The organism is Streptomyces griseoloalbus (assembly GCA_014650015.1).
Taxonomy (GTDB): Bacteria; Actinomycetota; Actinomycetes; order Streptomycetales; family Streptomycetaceae; genus Streptomyces; species Streptomyces griseoloalbus.
In genome coordinates, this window is sequence record BMUD01000001.1 from 1 (window position 1) to 24,212 (window position 24,212).

The 24,212-nt window shown below is 74.3% G+C and carries 16 protein-coding genes and 1 pseudogene; 3 read left to right on the forward strand and 14 right to left on the reverse strand.

What is annotated here, in order from left to right; translation table 11 throughout:
- Positions 1-187, reverse strand: a pseudogene (locus IE178_RS00005) (ABC transporter permease); the annotation flags it as partial.
- Positions 188-329: 142 nt separating this feature from the next.
- On the opposite strand from IE178_RS00005, the gene IE178_RS00010 reads away from it, so the two are divergent.
- A complete protein-coding gene (locus IE178_RS00010) occupies positions 330-956 on the forward strand; it encodes a TetR/AcrR family transcriptional regulator (RefSeq protein ID WP_193510824.1) in 627 nt (208 codons plus the stop codon).
- Here the strand turns inward: IE178_RS00010 and IE178_RS00015 are convergent.
- From IE178_RS00015 to IE178_RS00030, 4 genes are all read right to left on the reverse strand, one after another.
- Positions 928-1,911 (reverse strand): ADP-ribosylglycohydrolase family protein, encoded by a 984-nt coding sequence (locus IE178_RS00015; protein ID WP_193510825.1) that lies wholly within the window; start codon positions 1,909-1,911, stop codon positions 928-930. The genes IE178_RS00010 and IE178_RS00015 overlap by 29 nt on opposite strands.
- An 11-nt stretch (positions 1,912-1,922) precedes the next feature.
- A complete protein-coding gene (galE, locus tag IE178_RS00020; RefSeq protein WP_184760289.1) occupies positions 1,923-2,903 on the reverse strand; it encodes a UDP-glucose 4-epimerase GalE in 981 nt (326 codons plus the stop codon).
- A gap of 41 nt (positions 2,904-2,944) precedes the next feature.
- On the reverse strand, positions 2,945-4,546 hold the full coding sequence (locus IE178_RS00025) for a glycosyltransferase family 2 protein (RefSeq protein WP_193510826.1): 1,602 nt from the start codon (positions 4,544-4,546) through the stop codon (positions 2,945-2,947).
- An 85-nt stretch (positions 4,547-4,631) separates the two neighbouring features.
- The gene (locus IE178_RS00030; RefSeq protein ID WP_193510827.1) at positions 4,632-5,135 is read right to left on the reverse strand and encodes a MarR family winged helix-turn-helix transcriptional regulator; all 504 of its coding nucleotides are present in this window, start codon (positions 5,133-5,135) and stop codon (positions 4,632-4,634) included.
- Positions 5,136-5,268: 133 nt separating this feature from the next.
- Between IE178_RS00030 and IE178_RS00035 the strand changes: the two genes are divergently transcribed.
- Entirely contained in the window at positions 5,269-5,682 is a 414-nt protein-coding gene (locus IE178_RS00035) for an organic hydroperoxide resistance protein (RefSeq protein ID WP_193510828.1), read from the forward strand.
- 30 nt (positions 5,683-5,712) lie between these two features.
- On the opposite strand, the gene IE178_RS00040 is transcribed toward IE178_RS00035, so the two are convergent.
- The 8 genes from IE178_RS00040 to IE178_RS00075 form a co-directional block, all read right to left on the reverse strand.
- Complete coding sequence (locus IE178_RS00040; RefSeq protein ID WP_193510829.1) at positions 5,713-7,272, reverse strand: hypothetical protein; 1,560 nt, start codon at positions 7,270-7,272, stop codon at positions 5,713-5,715.
- Positions 7,273-7,490: 218 nt separating this feature from the next.
- A complete protein-coding gene (locus tag IE178_RS00045) occupies positions 7,491-8,756 on the reverse strand; it encodes a hypothetical protein (protein ID WP_193510830.1) in 1,266 nt (421 codons plus the stop codon).
- The gene (locus IE178_RS00050; protein ID WP_193510831.1) at positions 8,753-10,975 is read right to left on the reverse strand and encodes a bifunctional glycosyltransferase/CDP-glycerol:glycerophosphate glycerophosphotransferase; all 2,223 of its coding nucleotides are present in this window, start codon (positions 10,973-10,975) and stop codon (positions 8,753-8,755) included. The genes IE178_RS00045 and IE178_RS00050 overlap by 4 nt, the downstream gene beginning before the upstream one ends.
- 7 nt (positions 10,976-10,982) lie before the next feature.
- Positions 10,983-13,232: a CDP-glycerol glycerophosphotransferase family protein gene (locus IE178_RS00055; protein ID WP_193510832.1), complete on the reverse strand. Its 2,250-nt coding sequence runs from the start codon at positions 13,230-13,232 to the stop codon at positions 10,983-10,985.
- Positions 13,233-13,385: 153 nt separating this feature from the next.
- Positions 13,386-15,656: a bifunctional glycosyltransferase/CDP-glycerol:glycerophosphate glycerophosphotransferase gene (locus IE178_RS00060; RefSeq protein ID WP_193510833.1), complete on the reverse strand. Its 2,271-nt coding sequence runs from the start codon at positions 15,654-15,656 to the stop codon at positions 13,386-13,388.
- A gap of 149 nt (positions 15,657-15,805) precedes the next feature.
- Positions 15,806-16,723 carry a carbohydrate ABC transporter permease gene (locus IE178_RS00065; protein ID WP_184760298.1) on the reverse strand — a complete coding sequence of 306 codons (918 nt, stop codon included), beginning with the start codon at positions 16,721-16,723 and terminating at the stop codon, positions 15,806-15,808.
- Positions 16,720-18,069: a carbohydrate ABC transporter permease gene (locus IE178_RS00070; protein WP_193510834.1), complete on the reverse strand. Its 1,350-nt coding sequence runs from the start codon at positions 18,067-18,069 to the stop codon at positions 16,720-16,722. The genes IE178_RS00065 and IE178_RS00070 overlap by 4 nt, the downstream gene beginning before the upstream one ends.
- 7 nt (positions 18,070-18,076) lie before the next feature.
- Complete coding sequence (locus tag IE178_RS00075; RefSeq protein ID WP_438874336.1) at positions 18,077-19,444, reverse strand: ABC transporter substrate-binding protein; 1,368 nt, start codon at positions 19,442-19,444, stop codon at positions 18,077-18,079.
- A 266-nt stretch (positions 19,445-19,710) separates the two neighbouring features.
- On the opposite strand from IE178_RS00075, the gene IE178_RS35595 reads away from it, so the two are divergent.
- On the forward strand, positions 19,711-20,280 hold the full coding sequence (locus tag IE178_RS35595; protein WP_318279751.1) for a hypothetical protein: 570 nt from the start codon (positions 19,711-19,713) through the stop codon (positions 20,278-20,280).
- A gap of 11 nt (positions 20,281-20,291) precedes the next feature.
- Here IE178_RS35595 and IE178_RS00085 read toward each other — a convergent pair whose 3' ends face one another.
- Positions 20,292-23,981 carry an FHA domain-containing protein gene (locus IE178_RS00085; RefSeq protein ID WP_193511164.1) on the reverse strand — a complete coding sequence of 1,230 codons (3,690 nt, stop codon included), beginning with the start codon at positions 23,979-23,981 and terminating at the stop codon, positions 20,292-20,294.
- Positions 23,982-24,212 lie beyond the last annotated feature (231 nt).

Sequence of the window (24,212 nt, forward strand, 5' to 3'; positions counted from 1 at the left end):
GGGCGGTCAGCTTCGCCTGCGAGAAGGCGAGGATGAAGTGCCGCCGTCCCCAGAGCTGACGGACGTACTCGAAGAGGGACGGCCGGGCGCCGCTGACCGTGAGGCCGTGACGGGCGGCGAGGGCCGCGAGATCGTCCTCGCCGGAGGCGGCCGGTGCGGGGGGCGGTGTGTGGAGGACCTGACTCACATCCGCTGCTTTCGCTAGAGGGAGGGGGTGGCAACGGGTTCGAACGTCGGGACGGGACCGTATCGTCGCAACGGGAGGGTAGGCCGAATGGGCGTCGGAACGCAACCGTTTCGTCGTGACGGTGGCGGCCTATGCTGTCCGCATGACGACGAACGCCGACGAGCCCCAGCCGCGTCCGCGCCGCCGGGCCCCCGCCGGGGCCGCCGTGCTGCGGGAGGACGTGACGGAGGCCATCCGGGCGGCCGTCTTCGAGGAACTCGCCGCCGTCGGCTACGCGCGGATGTCGATCGAGGGGATCGCGCGCCGCGCGGGCGTCGGCAAGACCGCGGTGTACCGCCGCTGGCGTTCCAAGCTGCACCTGGTCCTCGACCTGGTCTCCGCGATCGCCGTCCAGGGCCTGCCCGCGCCGGACACCGGCTCGCTCGAGGGCGACCTGCGTCTGCTGTACGAGGTCACCTCGCGCGCCCTGCGCCACCCCGTCGCCTCGCAGATCCTCCCCGACCTCCAGGCCGAGGCCGCCCGCAACCCCGACATCGCCGAGGCGCTGCGAAAAGCCCTGCGCGAGGGTCAGGACGGAGTCGCCAAGGGCATCGTCGCGGCGGCGGAGACCCGCGGCGACCTGCGCCCCGGCACCGACCACGCCCTGGCCCTGGACCTGATCTCGGGCCCTCTGTACTGGCGCTCGGTGGTCATCCGCAGCCCGAAGCTGCCGAAGGGCTACCTGGGCGCACTGGCACGCGCTACGGCCGCGGCACTGAAGGCGCTGTGACGCGGGGGTCCCGCGGCCCGTCGGCCATCCGCGCGGCCAGCTCGCTCAGTTCCGCCACCCGCAGGACCCGCCCCCCGAACCCGGGCAGCGGTACGTGCAGCGCCTCGGTCCAGCGGGCCGGCACGGCGGTGATGCCGTGGACCGCTCCCGCCAGTGCTCCCGTCACCGCTGCCACCGTGTCCGTGTCGCCGCCGAGGTCGATCGCGGCACGTACCGCGTCCTCGTAGCGGTCCGTCGTCCGCAGCGCCCAGACGGCGGACCCCAGGCAGGGCCAGACGGCGCCGTTGAACTCCGTGGCCAGGTCCGGGTGCCAGTCGGGGGCGAGGACGGTGGCGTAGCGCTCACGGTGGCCGGGGTGCACCGCGCGCAGCGTGCCGGCCACGGCGGCGAGCGGGTCGTCCCCGGCCAGCGCCACCCGCACCAGCTCGTGGAGGACCGCCGTGCCCTCCCACGCCGCCCGGTCCCCGTGCGTGAGCGCGGCCAGCCGGCGGGCGGCGTCCATGGTGGCGTCCCGGCCCAGGCCCGCGAAGTACACGGCGGAGGGAGCGGCCCGCATCAGAGCCCCGTTGCCGGCCGCACGCTGGTTGCACTGGAAGTGCAGCGCGGCGGCCAGGTCCCACGGGTCGCCGCTGCCGAGTACGGCCTCCGTCTGCAGGCCGATGTCCTTCGGCTCGGCGGCGGCCCACCGCTGGAACCGGCGGAAGACGTCGGGGAGTTCCAGACCGCCGCACTCCAGCAGCGACTCGGCGACGAGCACCGCCATCTGCGTGTCGTCGGTCGCCTCGCCCGGATCCCAGCCGCCGCCCCCGCACATCTCGCCGCCGGACCCCGGTGCCGGGAAACGGGCGGAGAAGGCGCCCTCGGGGCCGAACTCGAAGGGCGCGCCGAGGGCGTCACCGACGGCGGAACCGACGACGGCGCCCAGAGCGCGTTCGGTACGGCGCGGAGCGGACATGACGCCAGACCCTAGCCGCGCGCCGCCTCCGGGTGCAGACGCAGCCAGCCGGACCAGGCCGACGTGATCATGTCGTCGACGGTGTGGCGGGCCTTCCAGGCCAGTTCCGTGGTCGCTCGGTCGGCGGAGGCGACGACGCGGGCCGGGTCGCCCGGGCGGCGTGGGGCGACCGTGGGCGGGCGGTCGTGGCCGGTGAGGGCGTTGACGCGGTCGATCATCTCCCGGACGGAGACGCCCTCACCGCGGCCGATGTTCAGGGTGAGGTTCCGGCCGGGGGAGGAGCGCAGCGCGCGGGCCGCCGCCACATGGGCCTCGGCCAGGTCGACGACGTGGATGTAGTCACGGACGCAGGTGCCGTCGGGGGTCGGGTAGTCGTCGCCGAAGATGCGCGGGGGTGTGTCCGCGGTCAGCTTCTCGAAGATCATCGGGATGAGGTTGAAGACGCCGGTGTCGGCGAGGTCGGGGCGCGCGGCGCCGGCCACGTTGAAGTAGCGCAGGCAGGCCGTGGACAGTCCGGTCGCCCTGCCGGTGGCGCGGACCAGCCACTCGCCGGCCAGCTTGGTCTCGCCGTACGGCGACATGGGCGCGCAGGGTGTCTCCTCCGTCACGAGCTCCACGTCCGGCATGCCGTACACCGCCGCCGAGGACGAGAACACCACGGAGCGCACCCCGGCCGCCGTCACCGCGTCCAGCAGCACGCGCAGGCCCTCGACGTTCTCCCGGTAGTAGTGCAGGGGCCGGTCCACCGACTCGCCCACCTGCTTCTTCGCCGCCAGGTGGACGACGCCGGTCACCTCGTGGTCGGCGAGGGCGCGCGCTACCCGCTCGTCGTCCAGGGTCGAGCCGATCACCAGCGGCACCCCGTCCGGCACCCGGTCGGCGAGGCCGGTGGACAGGTCGTCGTACACCACCGTCCGTTCGCCCGCCTCGGTCATCGCTCGTACGACGTGCGCCCCGATGTAGCCGGCGCCGCCCGTGATCAACCAGGTCATGGATGGCCGTCCCCTCGTCGTTGGCCCGTGTGTCCGCGCTCTCAGTGAAGCAGGCGCCAGAGCCTTCCGCGCAGCACCGGTACGACACCGCGCACGCCGGTGGCCACGCGCAGGGCCAGTGAGCCCGAGTGCGTGGCGTACGGCCGCACCAGCACCACGCCGTGCCGGGGGCTGGGCAGCGCGCGGCGGCGCGACAGGCCCGGCCCGGCGAGCGCGTGGGCGGTGACGCGCCGGCTCGCACCGTCCCGGAAGCGCACCCGCAGCCGCACGTCCCAGGCGCCGGTGCCGAGGGTGGCCAGCCGGTCCAGCCGCACGGTCGTCTCCGCGACCCAGGTGCCCCCGCCGGACGCCCGCAGCGGCACCGTGCAGCGGACGGCCGCGCCGTCCAGGTCCCGGTGCCGCCACTCCACCTCCGCCGTCTCCGGTCCCGCCTGCGCCACCCGGCCGTACATCTCGTGCAGGCGCAGCCGCAGCCGCAGGCCCCCCGCGCGCGGGCGCGGTTCCGCGTCCACGGCGAGCGGCAGGAAGGGCACCGCACGGGTCAGCAGCGGTTCGAGACCCACCCCGGGCAGGTCCTTTGACCAGCACGGCGTGCCGTCCCCCGCGCGGGCGTACGGCGGACACAGCCGCGCCGGCCGGGCCGCCAGCTCCCGCAGGCGGGGCAGGTCGCGCGGCTCGGCGGAGGCCAGCACGACCCGCCCGATCAGCCGGCCCGGCGCGAGGGGGTCACGGGCCCAGTCGGCGGCGTCGTAGTCCGCGAGGAACTCCCGGGTGTGCGCCCACCAGCGGCGCCGGTACTCCTCGTCGCGCAGGGGCAGTTCGCGCGCGTACATGCGCAGTTCGTGGTCGAGGAACTTGGCCCGTGCCCTGCGCGCCAGCCGCTTCTGGCCGGCGCCCAGCAGGATCTCGTGGGCGGTGCGGCACGCGTGTGTGCGGGCCCGCCAGTTGTCGATGCCCGCGCGGTCCAGCGAGATCGACAGCCGCCGCGCGGACCGGCGCACGTGCCAGACGTACACCCGGTCCGGGACCAGGGCGACGCGCGGGGCGGCGGCCCACACGCGCGCGGTGAAGACGAGGTCCTCGTAGGGAAAGCGCCCGTCGGGGAAGCGGATGCCATGCTTCCGCAGGAAGTCCGTGGCGTAGAGCTTGTTGACGCAGAGGGTGTCGTGGACAAGGCGCGGGCGGTGCGTCGGGTGCGCCAGTACGGCGGGCGAGGCGTACAGACCCGGCTCCCACGGCACCTCGCGCCCCGACGGCAGCTCGCGGCGCACGCACAGGCCGCCCGCGACGTCCGTGTCCGCCCCGGTCGCGGCCGTGAGCAGCGCGTCCACCGCGCCGGGCGGCAGCACGTCGTCGCTGTCCAGGAACATCACGTACGGCGAGGTCACCACGTCGAGCCCGGTGTTGCGCGGGGTGCCGCAGCCGCCGCTGTTGACGGAGTGCCGGATCACCCGCACCCGCGGTTCCCCGGCGGCCAGCCGGTCCAGCAGGCCGGCGCTGCCGTCCGTCGAGCAGTCGTCGACGGCGACGACCTCACGTACGGCGGGTCCCTGACCGAGCGCCGAGCGCACGGCGTCGGTCACATGGGCGGCGTCGTCGTGGCCGATGACGATGACGGCCACCTGGGGGCGATGGGGGTGCATGGCGTCCTCGGGGCGCGGTATGGGCTGTTTCTATCCTTTGCCCACTTGAGGACGTTTCGTACACGTTGTGCACCTCAGGTCGTCGTCACGCGCCGTCCGCCGCCTTGTCGAGTGCCGTGGTCAGCTGGTGCAGACGGGCGCCCAGGTCGCGGATCTCGTCGATCTCGAAGCCGGTCGCGGCGACGATCCGGCGCGGCACCGCCAGGGCCCGCCGCCGCAGCGCGGTGCCCTCCTCGGTGGGCCGGACCTCCACCGACCGCTCGTCGCGCGCGCTGCGCTCCCGGCGCACCAGGCCGGCCGCCTCCAGCCGCTTGAGCAGCGGCGACAGCGTGCCGGAGTCCAGTCGCAGCTGCTCGCCGAGCTTCTTCACGGGCAGGGCGCCGTGCTCCCACAGCACCAGCATGACCAGGTACTGCGGATAGGTGAGCCCGAGATCCTTGAGGACCACCCGGTAGACGCCGTTGAAGGCGCGGGAGGCGGCGTTGAGGGTGAAGCAGATTTGCTGGTCGAGGCGGAGCCAGTCGTCCGCGGCGCCCGGCAGCGGAGGTGCCGCGGGGTTCGCGGGTGGCGGGGTCGGAGTCGCTGTCATGCCTCCAGGGTAGCCCTTGCGGGCCATTTGGTTGTGCGCAATTGAATTGTGTGCTCTACTTGGGGTCGCACGGCGCCGAGGCCGCCAAGGCCCGGCCAGGCCATGACATGAAATCGAGAGGGAAGGTCTTCCCATGGACGCGCTCTACACCGCTGTCGCCACCGCCACCCACGGCCGCGAGGGCCGCGCCGTCACCTCCGACGGCAAGCTGGACCTCGGCCTGAGCGCCCCGGTGGAGCTGGGCGGCAACGGCCAGGGCACCAACCCGGAGCAGCTCTTCGCCGCCGGTTACGCGGCCTGCTTCGGCAGCGCCCTCGGCGTGGTCGGCCGGGCGGCGAAGGTCGACGTCAGCGAGGCCGCGGTGACCGCCGAGGTCGTCCTCGGCAAGCAGGGCGAGGGCTTCGCGCTCGCCGTGACGCTGCGCGTCGAGCTGCCCGACAGCGTGGACGAGGCGACCGGCCGCAAGCTGGTCGAGCAGGCCCACCAGGTCTGCCCCTACTCCAACGCCACCCGCGGCAACATCCCGGTCGACCTCGTCATCGAGTAGTCCCCGGCGGCGGCCCGCCGCTCGTCCCCCTCATCCCCCGACCCGCGCCAGCACCTCCCCCGTCCGTCGGCTCCACGCCACCACCACCGCCTCCTCGGGCACCTGCTGCCGAGGCGTCAGCAGCAGCCAGCGCGCGTGGTACCGGCGGACGATCGCGGAGCGTTCGGCGCGGGTCGAACCGGGGTCGAGATACACGCGCACGTCGGCGACGCGCCGCAGCCGCTCCCCTTCGTCCAGCGAGGCGTCCGGCCAGGCCGGCGCGGCGAGGTTCGGCCCGTACCCGGCGATCGCGTGGACGGCGTAATAGCCGTCGGTGATCACGACCTCGCCCGGACCGATGTACCGCGCGGCCCAGTCGTACGCCGGCCAGCGCGGCGGCTGTGCGAAGCCGACCGGGTCCAGCGCGGGCGGCACCACCGCCCCGGCGTGCACGGTCAGCAACCCCGCGCAGGCCCCCGCCGCCGCGGCCCCGCCCAGCAGCCGCCGCCACACCGGCCACGGCCGGGGCGCCGCCAGCTCCACCGCGAGCGCGAACTGCAACGGCACCAGCGTGAGCCCGAGGATCCTGCCGTAGGTGTAGTGGCCGCTGATCCAGCCGTACGCCACCAGCAGGCAGTCCAGCGCGAACATCAGCACCAGTGGATCGCGCCACGAGGTGCGCCGCGCCCGCAGCCACAGCGCCGGCAGCCCGAGGAGCGCCAGCCCGAAGCGCCCGCCGAGGTCCAGATACAGCCGCCGGTGCATCGCGTCCACGCTGTCGTCCCCGGCCAGCGCGAACACGTCGAAGTACGGCCAGCAGGCGGCCACCGGCAGCGCCACCGCCCCCGTCAGCGCCCACCGCCCGGCGACCGCCGCCCCCCAGCGCCGCTGCCACCCGGCGACCAGCGCCACCGCCCCCAGCGCCGCCGCGACCGCCGTGATCGGATGCACGAGCAGGATCAGCCCGTACAGCGCGCCCAGCGCCGCGTACCCGGTCAGCGGGCGCAGCCCGCTCGGCCCCACGTACCGCACGGCCCCCGCGTCCCGGGCCCGCGCCCCCGTCAGCGCCCAGGCCCAGAAGGCGAGCCCGATCGCGAACGCCGACGGGTAGGCCAGATTGCCCGTCAGCGACATCAGGTTGGCGTAGCCGCTCCACCAGGCCCGCTCCACGCCCCACAGCAGCGTCATCGCCGCGAGCGCCAGCACCGGCGCCCACGGGCGCGGGGTCAGGACGCGCACGAAGCGGCCGATCCCGGTCAGCAGCACCAGCAGGTTCAGCGGACCGGTGAGCTTGAGCACCTCCCAGCCGCCCAGCCCGGTCAGCCGGGCGAACGCGCCCTGCGCCACGGCGAACGGTGAGTAGTACGGGCTGCCCGAGCCCGGCAGGTCCGCCATCGGATGCCGGGGACGCAGCAGGTGGTCCTCGAGGCGTTCGACGACCGCCGCGTGCTGTCCGGCGTCGCAGCACAGCGGCACCCTCCAGTACGCCAGGGACATCACCAGCCAGAACAGGAAGCCGAAGAGCTGGTACGGGGTGGGGCGCCAGGCCCCGCCACCGCGCAGCGCCGTGGCACCGCTCGGAGTCCGCCGGACGAGGACGCCGGCGCTCATCGGGAGGTACGGAAGGGAAGCGTCTGAGGCATTTGCCCTATGTTCCCGTCCCGGTCAACGGCGTGACCTCGCGTCACCTCATCGAGTGACCCGGGTGTGCGGCGCCTGCCCGGTGGACGCTCAGCAGGTGCGCCGCGGAATACACGGGGTCACCCAGCAGGTGCCCCACGGGTACGCGGGGGTCGCTCAGCGGGTGTTCCGCGCGAACGCGGGGCCGCTCAGTGCGGCAGCCCCACCGGAGCGCCCTGCGCCGGCACCACCACCGGCCGCACCAGCGGCCCCAGCGACAACGGGATCCCCAGCACCGGCAGCAGCCAGGCCAGCGTGATCAACCGGTCGCCCCAGATGGTGATGTCCGGATGCCCGGCCTGGTTGAGGATGCCCGTGCAGGCGGCGGCGACCAGGAAGGCGCCGAACACCGGCCGCCGCCGCGCCCCCGGCACGCCCGCCGCCAGGCACGCCAGGAACAGCGGCTCCCACAGCTGCCGCCGCAGCCACTCCGTCCAGAAGTTCCCCTGGAGCTGGAAGAACTCCTGCCAGGGACGCTCCCGGTCGGGGCGGGCGAAGTGATCGGTGAGCAGATCCTGCACGCTCTCCGACACCGACGGATAGTGCAGCAGCCGGGCCAGCAGCACCGTGCCGAGCGCACCCGCACACCCCGCCCCGGCCAGCGCCGTCACCCCCGCCACCGGCGGCAGGCCCCGCCATCGGCGCCGTACGGCGAGCACCGCGCCCGCGCCCGCCAGGCACAGCCCCAGGAACAGCGCGTGCGAGTGCTTGACCGTGAACAGCGCGCACAGCGCGGCGGCCACCACCGCCACCCCCTCCCTCGTCCGGCCTTCCTCCAGCCCCAGCGCACACCCCCACAGCGCGGCCAGGGTGAGGACCAGCAGCAGCCCCTCGGTCATCGGGCGCATCGCGGTCGCCCCGCACGGCAGGACGAAGAACAGCGCCTGCCCGGTGAGCGCGAGCGGCACGGACACCGACAGGGTGCGCAGGATCAGGAAGGCGAGCACCCCGCCCGCGCAGGTGACCGCCACGCCCGCCGCCCACACCCCCCACGTCACCCCGAACAGGCTCACGAACGGCACCAGCAGGACCGGATAGCCGGGCCGCACCTCGAAGATCCGCATGAACCGCTCCGGCATGAACGGCACGGTGTGCCCGCCGGTCTGCCCGGCCGCCAGCCGCGCCTCCACCTGCCGCCATTCCTGGTCCCGGCACTCCCGCAGGACCCGCGGGGCCGGGTCCGGTGCGTGGAAGCGCACCACGTCCACGTTCTGCTCGCGGTGCGCGATCGCCGCCCGGCCCGCGCAGAAGTGGTCGATGGTGGCGGCCGCCGCCTCCCGCTTGTCCGCGCCGCTCAGGCTCAGGGCGTACGACAGGTAGTTCTTGCTGTCGGGGGTGTCCCGGCCGGCGACGTTCGCGAGTTGCAGCACCGCGAAGACCGCCGCCAGGAGCAGGACCCAGGTGCGCGGCCTCACGACGGGATCAGCAGGTCACGGGCGGTGGCCTGGGACGGCACCCGGGCCGGGCCGGCCGGCCGGTCGGGCGTCCGCTCGCCCAGCATCAGCGTGCGCACCACCCGTTCGGCGGCCCGGCCGTCGTCGAACTCGCAGTACCGGTCCCGGAAGGCGGACCGCAGCCGTGCCGCCTCCTCGTCCCGCCACGTCCCGGAGTCGAAGAGCCACGCGAGCTCGCGGTAGGAGCGCGCCACGTGCCCCGGCGCCTCGGCCGTGATGTCGACGTAGGCGCCCCGGCTCGCCCGGTAGGCGTCCCAGTCGTCGGCGTGGATCACGATCGGCCGGTCCAGGTTGGCGTAGTCGAACATCAGGGCCGAGTAGTCGGTGACCAGGACGTCCGAGGCGAGCAGCACGTCCTGCACGCACGGCTCGTCCGTGGCGTCGACGAGCACGCCCCGCCGGTGCAGCTCCGACAGGCCCAGCCCGCGCGCCGGCCCGCCGGCGAGGGAGGGGTGCAGCCGCACCACGAGGGTGTGGCCCTCGCCCAGGTCGGCGGCGAACCGGGCCGGGTCGATCCGCTCCACCAGCCCGCCCCTGCGGTAGTCGCGGCGGGTCGGCGCGTACAGCACCACCGTGTCGCCGTCCGGGATGCCGAGCCGCGCGCGGACCCCGCGGCCGCTGTCCGCACCCGCGCCGACCAGGACGTCGTTGCGGGGGCTGCCGGTGCGCAGGGAGGTGAAGTGGCAGGGGAAGGCCCGCTCCCACACCAGCTCGGAGTGCCGGTTGGCGACCAGGCTGTAGTCCCAGCGGTCGGCCCTGCGCAGCATCCGCGGTACGTCGACACCGTGCCGGGCGCCGGGCTTGTCCAGCAGATCGGCGCCCATGTACTTCAGCGGAGTGCCCTGATGGGTGTGGACGTGCACGCTCCCCGGGCGTTTGACCAGCGCCCCGGGCCAGTTGACGTTGTTGACGAAGTACGTGGCCCGCTCGGTCACCCTGCGGTAGCCGGGCGAGTCCAGGAGCACGTACTCGGTGTCCGGGGGCAGCCCGGCGGCCTCGTCCTCACCGGCCAGCACCCATACGCCCCGGATGTGCGGGGCGAGTGCGCGTGCCGCGCGGTGGATCGCCGCCGGGTCGCCGAGCACGCCCCGGTGCGAGAACGCCGAGTACACGGCGAGGTCCGGGTCCAGGGGGCGGTGCAGGTTCAGCGCGGACCGGCCCCGGGCCACCCGCGCCGCCGCCGCGGTCCGCGCCTGCCGGGCCCGGCGCCCCAGCTCCCGGCCCGCCCGCCCGGCCTGCCGCCGCAGCAGATAGCCGGAGTAGCTCCCCTCCAGCACCCGCAGCGCGGCGGGGATCCGGGCGCCCTCCGGCCGGTGTGCCCGGAACATCTCGGCCGTACGGCGGAAGAACTCGCCCCGGTCGGACGGGGGCAGGCGGTCCGGCTTGGAGAGGATGTCGAGGCAGTGCTCGCCCATCTTGGTGTGCAGGAAGGGACGCCAGTGCGCCAGCGCCGGGCGGGTGTCGACGAACCGGAACACCCGCGCGTACTGCTCGTGGACGTCGAAGTGCTTGCGGCTGGTGGTGGACAGGATGCTGCCCTGGCGGCGCTGCCGGTAGTACAGGCAGATCCGGTCCAGGGTGGCGATGCGCTCCGCGCTGAGCAGCACCGGGAAGGTCCAGGGCGTGTCCTCGTAGTAGCCCGGCGGGAAGGTGAAGTCCTCCCGTGCGACGAAGTCGCGGCGGTAGACCTTGTTCCACACCACCATCAGCAGATCGAGGATCTCGGGCCGTTCGGCGGCGGTGAAGGTGCCGTCGGTGTTCCCCGCCAGCAGGTGGGCCAGGACGTTGCGGCGGGTGCCGCCCCACCAGTGGGTGCGGGCGTAGTCGAAGACCAGCACGTCCGGGTCGCCGGTCTCGTCGAGACGGTCGGCCAGCGCGCGCAGCGCGCCCGGGGTGAGGGTGTCGTCGCTGTCGAGGAAGAACAGGTAGTCGCCCGTCGCGTGCGGCATCCCGGCGTTGCGGGCCCGCCCGAGGCCCACGTTCTCCGGCAGATGCAGCACCCGGACGCGCTCGTCGCGGGCCGCGTACGCGTCGAGGATCGCACCGCAGCCGTCGGGCGACCGGTCGTCGACGGCGATCACCTCGATGTCGCGGTACGACTGGCCGAGCACCGAGTCGAGGCAGGCGTGCAGATATCCCTGCACCTTGAAGACGGGGACGATGATGCTGAAGCGGGGCACTGCGTCGTCAGCTCCTCACCAGGGTGGCGGCGGCCGCGGGGGCGGGGACGCGCTCCGCGAGCGGGATCACGGGCGGCAGGGCCGCGGGAGGTTCGCCGAGCAGCACCCGGCGGACGACCCGCTCGGCGGCACGGCCGTCGTCGAACGCGCAGAACCGCTCCCGGAAACGGGCCCGCAGCGCGGCCGACTCCGCGTCCGCGTACGAGCCGTCGCGGAACACGCGGGCCAGCTCGTCGGGCGTGCGGGCCACCGGTCCCGGCGGCTCGGCCGGCAGGTCGAAGCAGACGCCCCGGGTCTCCCGGTAGACGTCCCAGTCGTCGGCGTACACCACGATCGGGCGGTCCAGGTTGGCGTAGTCGAACATGATCGACGAGTAGTCGGTGATCAGCGCGTCGGCGGCCAGGCACACCTCCTCCGAGGAGCGGTGCGCGGTGACGTCGATGACCCGGCCGCCGGCGCGCCGGCTGCCCCGGTCGTAGAAGTAGTGGGCGCGCAGCAGGACCACGACGTCCTCGCCGGCCGCCTCGCAGAACGCCTCCAGGTCGAGGCCGGGCTCGAAGCCGGTGTGGTGGTCGCGGTGGGTGGGCGCGTACAGCACGGCGGTCCGGCCCTGCGGAATGCCCAGCTCCGCCCGGATCCGGGCGACGTCGTCGGCGGTGGCCGTGCAGTACACGTCGTTGCGCGGATAGCCGTACTCCAGGTGCTCGTAGGAGCCGGGGAAGGCGCGCTCCCACACGCGGGTGGAGTGGGGGTTGGAGGACAGGTTGTAGTCCCAGCGGTCCACCCGGCCGAGCAGCTTGGTGAAGCTGCCGGTCGCGGCGGCCACCACCGAGTACGTCGACTGGTCGACGCCCATGGTCTTCAGCGGGGTGCCGTGCTGCGTCTGGAGGTGGACGCTGCCGGGGCGTTTGACCACGCCCTCCGCGAAGTTGGCGTTGTTGACCAGGTACGTGGCGCGGGCCAGGACCTCCCAGTAGCGGCGGCTGCCGATGACCGCGTACTCGACGTCGTCCGGCAGGGTGTGCTCCCGCCCGGCCTCCACCAGGAACACCGAGCGGATGTGCGGGGCGAGTTCGCGGGCCCGGGCGTGGATCGCGGCCGGGTTGCAGGCGTAGCCGCGGCCCCAGTACGCGCAGTACACGGCGAGGTGCGGATCCAGCGGGCGGCGCAGATGCATCCGGTACAGCAGCCGGGTGCGCAGCCCCCGGGGACGCGGCACCGCCGCCACCGCCCGGGTCACCGCGCGATGGGTGCCGCGCAGGGTGGCGAAGGCCGCGTAGGAGCCGGCCGCCAGCAGCCGGTGCTGCACACCGAGGCTGCCGCCCGGGGGGCGGTGTCCGGCGGGGCGGTGGCGGCGGTAGAGGGCGCTGGCCCGGCGGAAGAAGGCGCGACGGCCCGGGGCCCGGTGGTCCGAGGTCCGGCGGAAGAAGGCGCGGCGGTCCGGCGGCAGCCGCCGGGGGTGGGCGGCCGTCTTCAGCACGGCGGCGAAGAGCTGATCGAACAGCGGCCCCGACCGCTCGGCGGACAACCCCAGTTCGGCCGCCCGCTCGAGCACCAGCCCGGCCTGGTCCAGCAGTTCGGCGTGGTGCTCCCCGGGCCGGTTCAGCCGGCTGCCCTGCCGGCGCACCAGATGCCGTACGACGACCGACCGCAGCACCGCCACGCGCCGCGCGCTCAGCATCGCCAGTCCGCCCCAGCCGATGTCCGTGAAGTGACCGTCGGGAAAGGTCAGGCGCCGCTCGGCGACGAAGGCGCGGCGCCAGGCCGAACTCCACGCCGGGAGCCGTACGCCGGTGAGGTGCGGGGCGCGGTCGGGGGCGAAGGCGCCGTCCGGGGTCTTCGCCAGCACGGGTGCGGCCGGGTTGGTGGGCTCGCCCTCCCACCAGGGGGCGCGCTCGTGTTCGAAGTGCAGCACGTCGACCTGACCGGTCTCCGTCAGGCGCGCGTCCAGGGCCGCCAGCGCGCCCGGGACCAGGACGTCGTCGCCGTCGAGGAACAGCAGATACGTCCCGGTCGCCGCCCGCATCCCCGCGTTGCGCGCCCCGGCCAGCCCGGCCGACGGCGGCGCGTGCACCGGCGCCACCCGGGAATCCCGCTCGGCGTGCCGGGCCGCGACATCGGACGCGGGGGACCCGGGGGCGTCGCAGACCGGGATCAGCTCGAAGTCACCGAAGGACTGGGCGAGGACCGAGTCCAGCGCCTGGCCCAGCCGGCCTGCGACCCCATGGGACGGGACGATGATGCTGAAGCGGGGCATTCTGCTCTTTTCCGTAGAGGATGGCGTGGCGCGGGCCGCCTCAGCGGGCGGGGCGCCGACCGGGCCGCCCCGCCGGTCGCCGGGTCGGCGGCCGGGTCGGCGTGGGCCGCGACGAGCCGGGGGGCATGGGAACTCCCGGGGAGGAGACGGCGGTCACCCGCGGTCGGTGGCGGTGAGCAGTCCGGCGGGCTGCTGCGCCGGCACCGTCGCGAGCGGCGACGCGGCGAGCCCGGCGGCGGCCGACGGCACGGGGCGGCGCTCGGCCGGCGGGACGACGACCGGGGGCGGGACGGTCTCCCCGAGCACGACCCGGCGGACGACCCGCTCGGCGGCACGGCCGTCGTCGTACGGGCAGAAGCGGTCGCGGAACTCCGCCCGCAGGCGGGTGGAGCGGGCGCCGCACCAGTGGCCGGTGGCGAAGATGTCGATCAGCTCGTCCTCGCCGCCCGCGACCGCGCCCGGCGGGGAGGTCCGCGGATCGAAGTAGAGGCCGCGGGCCGCCTCGTACGCCTCCCAGTCGTCGGCGTGCAGGACGATCGGCCGGTCCAGGACCGCGTAGTCGAACATCAGCGAGGAGTAGTCGGTGACCAGGGCGTCCGAGGCCAGGCAGAGCGACGTGACGTCGGGATGGCCGGTGACGTCCACGACCCGGTCGGAGGCCGCCTCGAGCGGTCCGCCCCGCGGGTGGTGGGCGCGCGCCAGCACGACGAACCGCGGGCCGAGGCGGCGCACCACGCGCTCCAGGTCGAGCAGCCGGCGCTGGGTGCGCCGGTAGTCGCGGGGGACCGGCGCGTACAGGATCGCCACCGAGCCCTCGGGGATGCCCAGCGACCGACGCAGCCCGGCCACGTCGGCGTCGGTCGCCGTGTGGAACCGGTCGGTGCACGGCCGGCCGTACTCCAGGGTGGTGTAGCGGCCGGGGTACACCCGCTCCCAGGTCAGGGTGGAGTGGCGGTTGGCGGAGACGACGTAGTCCCACTGGTCCACGCCCCGGAGGAGCCGCGCGAAGTCGGTGTCCCGGGCCGCCGCCGGGCGCTCCAGCAAGTCAAGACCCGTGTGCGCGAGGGGGGTTCCGCGCCCCGTCTGGACGAGGACCTGGCCCTTGCGCTTGACCAGGCCGGGATCGACGTCGGAGTCGGTCACCAGATACGCGCAGCGGGCGAGCGCGCTCCAGTGGGCGGCCGTGCCGGGGACGAGGGGGCGGGTGCCGGGCGGGACGGTGTGATGGTGTTCGGGACGGGCCACCCAGGCGGTGCGGATGTGCGGGGCGAGGTCACGCATCGCGGACTCCAGGGCACCCGGGTCGCCGCCGTGACCATGGCCCGCGTGCGCCGTGAAGACCGCGCGGTCGGTGCGCAGCGGGAGCAGTCGCTGGATGCGGTAGTGCACTCGCAGGGCCCCGTGGCGCAGCGCGCGCAGCAGTCTCCCGGCGAGCCGGGCCGTCCCGCGGCGCAGCGCCGCCGCCAGCCGGAGTGCCTGGTAGGTGCGGTGCAGTCCGAACCGGACCAGCGTGTGGTGGATCCGGGCGCGCGCCGGGACGGACGCGCCGGGCGTCCGGTGGCGCCGGTAGTGGGCGCGGGCCCGGCGCAGGAAGGCGGCGCGCGAACCGCGCGGCAGCCGGTCCCGCCGCGCGTACACCGTCACCAGATGGTCGACCATGCGGCGGAACAGCACCGGCCGCCATCGCCGCAGTTCGGGCCGCTCGTCGAGGAACGCGAAGACCCGGTCGTACTGGTCGAAGATCTCGAAGTGCCGGTCACTGGTGGTGCGCAGGATGCCGCCGGCCCGGCGCTGCCGGTAGTGCACGCACACTCGGTCCAGGGTGGCGATCGACTCCGCCGTCATCAGGACCGGGTACGTCCACGGGGTGTCCTCGTAGTAGCCGGGCGGGAAGGTGAAGCCCGCGCGCTCGACGAACTCCCGCCGGTACGCCTTGTTCCAGGCCACCATCAGCAGACGCAGCAGCCCCGGCCGGTCCTCGAGGCGGAACGGCGCGGGTCCGTCCTCGGCGAGTTCGGCGGCGACCCGGTTGCGCACGGCCTCGCCCGACCAGTACGTGCGCGCGTAGTCGTAGACCAGGACGTCCGGCTCGCCCGTCTCCTTCAGCCGGTCGGCGAGGGCGAGGAGCGCGTCGGGGGTGAGGGTGTCGTCGCCGTCCAGGAACACCAGGTAGTCGCCGGTCGCCCGCTCCATCCCGGCGTTGCGGGCCGGGCCGAGGCCGGCGTTCTCCGGCAGGTGCACGGCCCGCACGCGCGGGTCGCGGGCCGCGAACTCGTCGATCACCGCACCGCAGGCGTCCGGCGAGCAGTCGTCGACGGCGATCAGTTCGAGATCGGGATACGACTGGGACAGCACCGATTCCAGGCATGCGTGCAGATACGCCTGAACCTGGTACGCGGGGACAATGACACTGAACCTGGGCAAGAGGCATCCAACGGTCGGTGCGGGCGTTCGGCCCGGCAACGGCCGCTGGGCCGACTTGGTTACGCCCCTTGCGGCATCCGGGGGACACCCGTCACACGAAGGGGCGGACCTGCGCCGGCCCGCCCCTGGCCGCGTGACCCGCGGTCCGGCTACTTCACCGCACCCGCCATGACACCGGAGACGAACTGCCGCTGGAACGCGAAGAACACGACCAGCGGGATCACCATCGAGATGAACGCGCCGGGCGCCAGGACGTCGATGTTGTTGCCGAACTGCCGTACCTGGGTCTGCAGGGCGACCGTGATCGGCTGGCTTCCGGAGTCCGTGAAGATCAGCGCGACCAGCATGTCGTTCCACACCCACAGGAACTGGAAGATGCCGAGCGCGGCGATCGCCGGCCCGGCCAGCGGCATCACGACCCGGACGAACAGCCGCAGTTCCCCCGCGCCGTCCAGCCGGGCCGCCTCCAGCAGCTCCCTGGGGATCTCCGCGAAGAAGTTCCGCAGCAGGAACACCGCGAACGGCAGACCGAACCCGACGTGGAAGAGGACCACGCCGGTCAGGGAGCCGAAGAGGCCCAGCTCGCCGAAGAGTTCGGCGATCGGGATCAGCGCCACCTGCACCGGCACCACCAGCAGCCCCACCACCGCCAGGAACCACCAGTCGCGGCCGGGGAACTCCATCCAGGCGAAGGCGTAACCGGCCAACGAGCCGATCACCACCACCAGTACGGTCGCCGGGACGGTGATGTACACCGTGTTCAGCAGCGAGCCCGTGATGTCGTCGTTCCTCAGGAGCGTCTCGTAGGCGCCGAAGGTGAGCTGCGACGGCTCGGTGAACACCGTCCACCAGCCGTCGGCGGCCATGTCCTGCGGGGTGCGCAGACTGGCCAGCAGCAGGCCGACCGTCGGGACCAGCCAGAACAGGCCCACGACGATCAGGAAGACACGCACCAGGCCGCCGTTCACCCAGCCGCTGAGCCGCGCGCCGAGCGACCGCTCCGCCTTGACGGTGACGACGGGCGCCGCGCCGCCCGCCTTGCCGACGCTGCCGACGTCCGCGCTCATCGCCGCACCTCCCGCCTCAGCCGCCTGACGTTGAACCACATCACCGGGATGACGAGCAGCAGCAGGAACACCGCGATCGCGCTGGCGATGCCCGGCTGGTCCTCGGAGAAGCCCTTGCGGTACAGCTCCAGCGCGAGGACGTTCGCGTCGTCCTGGGTCGAGCCCGGGGCGATGATGAAGACCAGGTCGAACACCTTCAGCACATTGATCATCAGGGTGACCGTGACGACCGCGAGGACGGGTGCCAGCAGGGGCACCGTGACTCTCCGGAACACCTGCCACTCGTTCGCGCCGTCCACGCGGGCGGCCTCCAGCAGTTCCCGGGGCATGCCCGCGAGCCCGGCCGCGATGAGCACCATCGCGAAGCCCGCCCACATCCAGACGTACGAGCCGATGATCGCGGGCGTGACCAGCGACGGGCCGAGCCAGTCGAGGCCGTTGTACGGCTCCGCGAAGTTGTCCGCCGGGAGGCGGAGTCGCGCGCCGTCGGCCTTCGACGACAGGGAGAAGGTGCCGTCGTCGCCCGCCGTGGCCGTCTCCACCACCGTGCCGTCCCTGACGGCCTCGATCCTCATCCCGGCGTAGCCCAGCTCGGCCGCGTCGACGGCGTTCAGCGTGCCGACGCCCTTGCCGCGGGTGAAGTCCTGCCAGGTGGTGCCGGTGATCCGGTCGCCCTCCGGCTTCGGCGCCGCCGCCGGCCGCGCGTCGTCCGGCATCAGGTCCGGGGCGACGCCGACCAGCGGCAGCGTGACCGTGTCACCGGCGCTCACGGTCCCCTTGGTGACGAACGCGCCCCCGCCGGCCGGCTCCAGGGGCGACTCGCGGCCCGGGTGCGCCTTCGGGAACGCCGAGGACTGGGCGAAGGTGTCGTGCACCCCCACCCACACCGCGTTCGCCACGCCCTTGTCCGGGTCCTGGTCGTACACCAGGCGGAAGATGATGCCGGCCGCCAGCATCGAGATCGCCATCGGCATGAAGACGACCAGCTTGAACGCCGTACCCCAGCGCACCCGTTCGGTGAGCACCGCGAAGATCAGACCGAGCGCGGTCGCGACCGTCGGCGCGAACACCACCCAGATGATGTTGTTCTTCAGGGCGGTGCGGATGCCGTCGTCGGTGAACAGGGCCTGGTAGTTGTCGAATCCGGCGAAGCCGTCACCGGACTGGTCGTAGAAGCTGCGGACGACGGAGTACCCGATCGGGTAGACCACGAGCGCACCGAGCAGGACGAGCGCGGGCAGCAGGAACAGCGCCGCCACCGCCCCGCGCGTGCCGGTGACGCTCTTGCGCGACTTGGGACCGGCAGGGGCCGTGTTCGGGACCCCTGCCGCCGTGTCCGACTCCATCGCCGGATCAGTTCCCGTACGCCGCGGCCGCGTCGGCCTCCAGCTTCGCCTGAGTCCCCGCGACGTCCTCCGGGTTCTTCAGGAAGTCCTGCAACGCCTTCCACTCGCCCTTGCCGGGCGTGCCGCCGAAGGCCTGCGGGGCCTGGTCGGACATGTCGAAGCGGAAGTCGTCACCGGCGTCGATCAGCGCCTTGGCCATCTCGCGCTGTACCTCGTTGGGGTACGCCGAGTCCGGCACGCTCTTGTTCGGCGAGAGGTAGCCGCCCAGCTTCGCCTGGACGCGCGCCGCGTCCGGGGAGGCGAGGAAGGTCGCCAGCGCCTGCGCCGCCTCGGAGTCCCGCAGGATCACCGCGGCGTCGCCGCCGGACACCACGGGAGGGGCGTCACCGACCGCCGGGAACGGGAACACCTTCGCGTCCGTGCCCACCTTCGCCTTGGTCTCGCCGATGTTGACCTGCACGAAGTCGCCCTCGTAGACCATGCCGGCCTTGGGCTGGTCGCCGCCGGTGAAGGTCTGCGTCACGGACGCCGGGAACTCGGTCTGCAGCGCGCCCGACGCGCCGCCCGCGACATAGTCCTTCTTGCCCCAGATCTCGGCGAGCGTGGTCAGCGCCTCCTTGACGGACGGGTCGGTCCACTTGATCTCGTGCTTGGCCAGCTGGTCGTACTTCTCCGGTCCGGCCTGGGACAGATAGACGTTCTCGAACCAGTCGGTCAGCGTCCAGCCGTCGGCGCCGCCGACGGAGAACGGGGTGACACCGGAGTCGTAGACCGTCCGCGCGGTGGTGAGCAGCTCGTCCCAGGTCTTGGGCTCGGCCGCGCCGGCGTTCTCGAAGACCTGGGTGTTGTACCAGATCAGCGACTTGTTGGCGGCCTTGTAGTAGACGCCGTACTGCTTGCCGTCGACCTTGCCGATGTCCTGCCAGCCCGGCGAGTAGTTCTTGGCGAGCTCCGCCTGCGCCCCGGCGCCCAGCGGCTTGGCCCAGTTCCTCTCCACGGCCTGCTTGATGGCGCCCGGCTGGGGCAGCATCGCCACGTCCGGCGGGGCGCCGCCGGCGATCTTCGAACCGAGGAAGTTGATGATCGGGTCCTGGGCGGGGACGAAGGTCACCTTGGCGCCGGTGCGCTTCTCGAACTCCGCGAGGACCTTCTTGAAGTTGGCCTGCTCGGTGCCGGTCCACACGGCGGCGACCTCGAGGCTCTCGCCGTCCAGCCGGGGGAGGGTGACGGTCCCGCCGGTTCCGCCGGTCCCGCCGCTCTTGTCTTCGTCGCCGCCGTCGTCATCGCCTCCGCACGCGGTGAGCGAGACCGCGAGCACACCCGCGGCGAGCGCCGCGGCGGCTCTCGCGGCCCCACGGGTGCGGGGAGTTGCCATGAGGTTCTCGGGTGACCTGCGTAACCGGATGATCCTGCTCGTCCTGCGCATCACTGCCCCGTTCTTCGCACCTCGTCGAACGTCGAGCACTGTCCCGTGCGCTCTGGTCTACGCCCGGGGGGTGGGGGTGGCAAGAGCGCGTCCCGTGTCGAGTCGGGGATCGTGACCGCGTCGTGACCAGGGGTCACCGGCAGGTGAGTATCCGCACTCATGACATGTGCGGCCCCGCGCGGAAGACTCCGCTTGTGATCATCAGACGGTCAGTCATGGCAGCCGCCCTCTTCGCGATCACCGTGACCGCATGCGGGACCCAGCAGGGCGGGCCGGCCCAGTCGGCCGGTCCGCGGCCGTCCTTCAGCCCCCGGCCGCAGTGCGCGCAGCCCGCCGAGGCGCCCGCGGATCTGCCCTCTTCTCCCGTTCGGGGCGCGGACGGCGGGCATCAGAAGGAACGTCAGGAGGAGAACGCGGACCGCCCGCCCCACTACGCGGAGAATCACGCCTACCGGCACCAGGCACCGATGACCGCGGAGAAGCGTGCCCGGGGGCAGGCGTCGGCGGAGCTCATCCGCGCGGAGTTGGAGAAGGTCCGGAGTGAGGGCGGGGCCGGTGCGTACGGCGTCTTCGCAGAGGAACGGGTCGCGGCGGCGCTGGCCCGCCTCGGCTGTGGCGAGGAGCACGGCGTGTACATCGGGAACGGGTTCTACAGCGTCCACACGGGAATCGTGTGCGTGTCCGGTCGCGTGACGAAGGACGAGCTGACCAGCGAGGTGCACGGCGCCTACGCCGAGCCGCAGCCCGGCACGGGACCCTGTGTAGAGAACCGGGGAGGCCACTGATCAAGGGCAGGTCACAGGAGTGAGGGCACCTCCGCCGCCGAGACCTGGCGGGCCGCTCGTTCCAGGGCGCTGGCGAGCAGGGCCAGGTCGGTGGGGCCGTTGCCGAGTTCCCGGACCTGGCGGCGGGCCGGGGGGTCCCCCATGCGGTGCCATTCCAGGGGGACGACGGTCGGTCGCAAGGTCGCCGTCCGCGGGATGCGGCCGGTGACCCGGCCGCCCTGAAACGCCGTCACCCGGCCGTCCGGGTGGGCCAGCCGGCCCCGACCGGGCGCCGGTTCGTCCGGCCCGCCGCCCGGCGCCGGTGCGTCGAGGGCGACACGCAGCGTGGCCTGCCGGGCCGGCTCGGTCTGCGCCGTCCGGACACAGGGACCGGTGGCCGCCACCAGATGCACGCCCAGCCGCTCGCCGTCCCGCGCCACGGCCTCCAGCGCCCGCATCACCGAACCGGCGGCGGGCCGCCCCGGGGAGCCGAGCGCCGGCGAGACCAGCGCGTCCAGGTCGTCCACGACCACCACCAGCCGGGGCAGCGGCGGCGCGGCCGCCGTCTTGCGCCGGTCCGCTCCCGGCCGCAGCCGCAGCGTCGAACTGGGCGGGGTGTCGAGGTCGCCGTTCTGCTCGCCCGCCCCCGCCGCCGCGCGCGACGTGGCCGTGCGCTGGGCGACCATACGGTCCGACAGCTCACGCCCGGTGTGCCACTCCGCGAAGTCCGACCGGCCCAGCAGCTCCGCCCGCCGCTTCAGCTCCGCGCTCAGGGACTGGGCGAACTCCCGCATCCGCACCGGGTCGTTGGCGGACAGGTGCGTGGTGACGTGCGGTACGTCCATGCACACGCGCAGGCCCTCGCCGTGCCCGGTGCCCGTCGCGGGGACGCCCCGGCCGTCGACCAGCACGATGCCCAGCCGGTCGGGACGCTCGGCGGCGGCCAGCGAGGCTACGACCGCCCGCAGCAGTTCCGTACGGCCGCTGCCGGGCGGTCCCTCGACCAGCAGATGCGGTCCGTCGGCGGCGAGGTCGGCGGTGACCGGGCCGCGCGGTCCGGCGCCCAGTATGGCGGTGACGCGTCCGCCCAGCGCCTCCGTGTCGTCCGCCGCGTCCGCCCAGCGGGCCATCAGCGAGGCGGGGGTGGCCCGGGCCAGGCCCAGTTCGTCCAGCAGCCGCGCCGACTGGGGCAACGGCGCGGATACGCGCGCGTGCCGCTCGGCGCCGGTGGCGTCCGTGCGCAGCGGTGCGAGCGCCCGCGCGAACCGCTCGGCCCAGGCGAGGGAGACCGCGTCGACGGTGGCGAGGGTGCCGTGCCCGAGGGGGCCGGGGGCCGTCCCGGATCCGGTCGGGGCCACCCGCAGCAGCCGCAGCGCGGTCGCCACGTCCCCGCTGAGCAGGGCGACGGCCCCGCACTCCCGGAACGTCGGCGCCACCGCGCAGGCCGCCTCGTACGTCTTTGTCACCGGGGACGCCGGGGAGGCGGCGGCGGTCTCGGCGAGGCACAGCAGGTGGATCCCGGCCCGCGGGCCCTCCAGCGCCAGCCGCGCCACGGCCTCGCGCACCTCGGTGTCCGAGGGATCGCCGTCCACGACGACCACGGTGTACGGCCCCTCGTCCCGTACCTCCGGTATGAGGGAGGCGGCCGGGCCGGCCGTGGCCGCGTGGTCCTGGTCCTCCAGCCGGCGCAGCAGTTCCTCGGCGCGGGCCGTCGCCTGCTCGCGGTCGTGGGCGAGGAGCAGGCGGCAGTCCTGGCCGTGGCCCGGGCGTACGTGCGGCAGCCAGCCCAGCCAGGACCACTCGGCCGTGCGCTCCTCCAGAGGGCGGGAGGGGTCCGCGGCGATCAGGACGATCTCCAGGGAGTCGGGGGAGTGCAGCGCGGCGAGCTGGGCCAGCACCGCGCGGGCCAGCCCGGCGAGCCGCTCGCGCGGGCCGGCCAGTCCCAGGGCGCCGACCTCGCGCAGCCCCGAGGTGACGGGGACGGCGGGCAGCAGACCGGAGCCGTCCGGTGCCGGCCGGTCGGCCGTGCCGAGCCGGACCGCGAGTGCCTCCGGGTGACCCGGCCCGCGCTCCCACAGCCGGGGGCCGGGGCCCAGCGCGGTCAGCAGCAGCGTGGCGGAATCCGGCCAGGTCTCGGGCGCGGCGGGGGCGGTCACAGCCGCTCCGGGCGCGGCGTCGGGGATCTCCGCGGCGCGGGCGTCCCATGGGGCCGGCTCCGGTTCCGGCCGGCCACCAGCCAGCCGCCGCGCCCAGGCGGTGAGCCCACCGCGCCTGCGTCCCGCGGACGGCTCCGGGAGATCCGTCCCGCGCACGGGGGTGCCCTTGCGGGTGCCGGGGCGCGCCGCGGAGGCGGCCGTGGGCGCGCCGGGGGGCTGCTCGTGGAAGGCGGTGGGTGCGCCGGTGGGCATGTGACCGGTCACGGGTCCGGTGGTGGGACCGGTGGCGGGGGCGGGGGCTGTGGTGCCTGCGGTGGTGGTGGGGGAGGTGCGCCCGGTGGTGGGCCGGGGGAGGTGGCCGGGTGGGCTGCCGGGCGTCCTGTCGGATGCCGGGGCTGTCGTCCCGTCGGCGACCCGGTGCGGGGCGGCGCCACCGGCCGGCTCGCCCCGGCCCTCTTCGGGAGCCGTCCCGGACACGCGGGCGGGGGCGGCTCCGGGCTCCGGGCGGCGGGGGCCCGGGTCGGAGCGGCCCGGGTGCGTGTCCCCGTCGGAGGGCAGCGGCTGCGACGCGCGCCGGCCCTCGGCGAAGTGCGGTACGTCTCCCCGGGCGACCGTGTGGACGACGCGCCCTTTGGGGCCGGTGCCGCGACGCTCGATCCCGGGTGCGCCGCCCTGCCCCGGCACCTGCGGCGATGTCCTCGCGTCGGCGCTCTGTGCGCTCTGTGCGGCCTGTACCCCCTGTGCGTCCCGCGTGTCCCGCGTGCCCCACGTGTCCCGTGCGTGCTGCGTGTCCTGTGCGGGTACGGCCCAGCCGACCGAGCCGTGGGTGTGGTGGGTGGGGGCCATCGGCGCCGGCCCTCGCGCGTGGGCGTCGTCGGCGGCATGCCCGCGGCGTGGGTCCGGCACCCGGACATGCCCCTCGCCGTCCGGCGTCGTGGCCGCCCGCGCGCGGGGGCCCGCGGCCGGAGTCAGGCGCAGGACCGACTCGCCGATGCGCAGAAGGGCGCCCGGGGCCAGCCGGACCGGGCGGGGGCCCACGCGCCGGCCGTCCAGGGTCGTGCCGTTGGTGGAGCCGAGGTCGGCGACCGAGACGCGGCCGTCGGAGCCGACCGTCACCGCGCAGTGCAGCCGGGAGACGTCCGGGTCGTCGAGCGGCACGTCGGCGTCGGCGGAACGGCCTATGCGGATCTCGCCGCCGTGCAGCAGATGCACCCCGCCCGCGTCGGGACCCGCGACGACATGCAGCCGGGTGGGGGTGTCGTCCAGCTCGGGGTGCGGCTCGGGCTCGCCCGGGGCGCCCACGGCCAGTACCACGCCGTCGATCAGCGGCGGCTCGCCGAGCGTGCACCGCTGGGCGTCCAGCCGCTGGTCGCCGACGTACAGCACGGGAGCGCCCGAGGAGCCGGACGTGCCGTCGCCGCCGGAGACCGCCGAGGCCAGCGCGGAGGCGACCGCGGCCAGGGCCGTGCCCGCGGGCGCCGTGACCAGCACGTCGCAGCTCGCGGCCCGCTCCCGCGTGGGGGAGGAGGGGCCGAGCGGGTCTACGACGGTCAGCCGGATCTGCATCGCCGTCAGCGGTCCCTTCTGCGCGAGCGCCCGCGACAACGGGGGGAACGAAGCCGCCCCGCGGTCCCCCACCGCGGACTCCCCCACCACCACACGCGCACGTACGGCCAGTACTGGGAGGCATCCTCGCACCTGCCACTGACAACGCGCCCGCCTTCGGACAACGAATGATCTTGATTGGTCGGCTCTGCCCGCAAAAGTGCCTCACTGGTGAGTGGCCGATGATCGTTG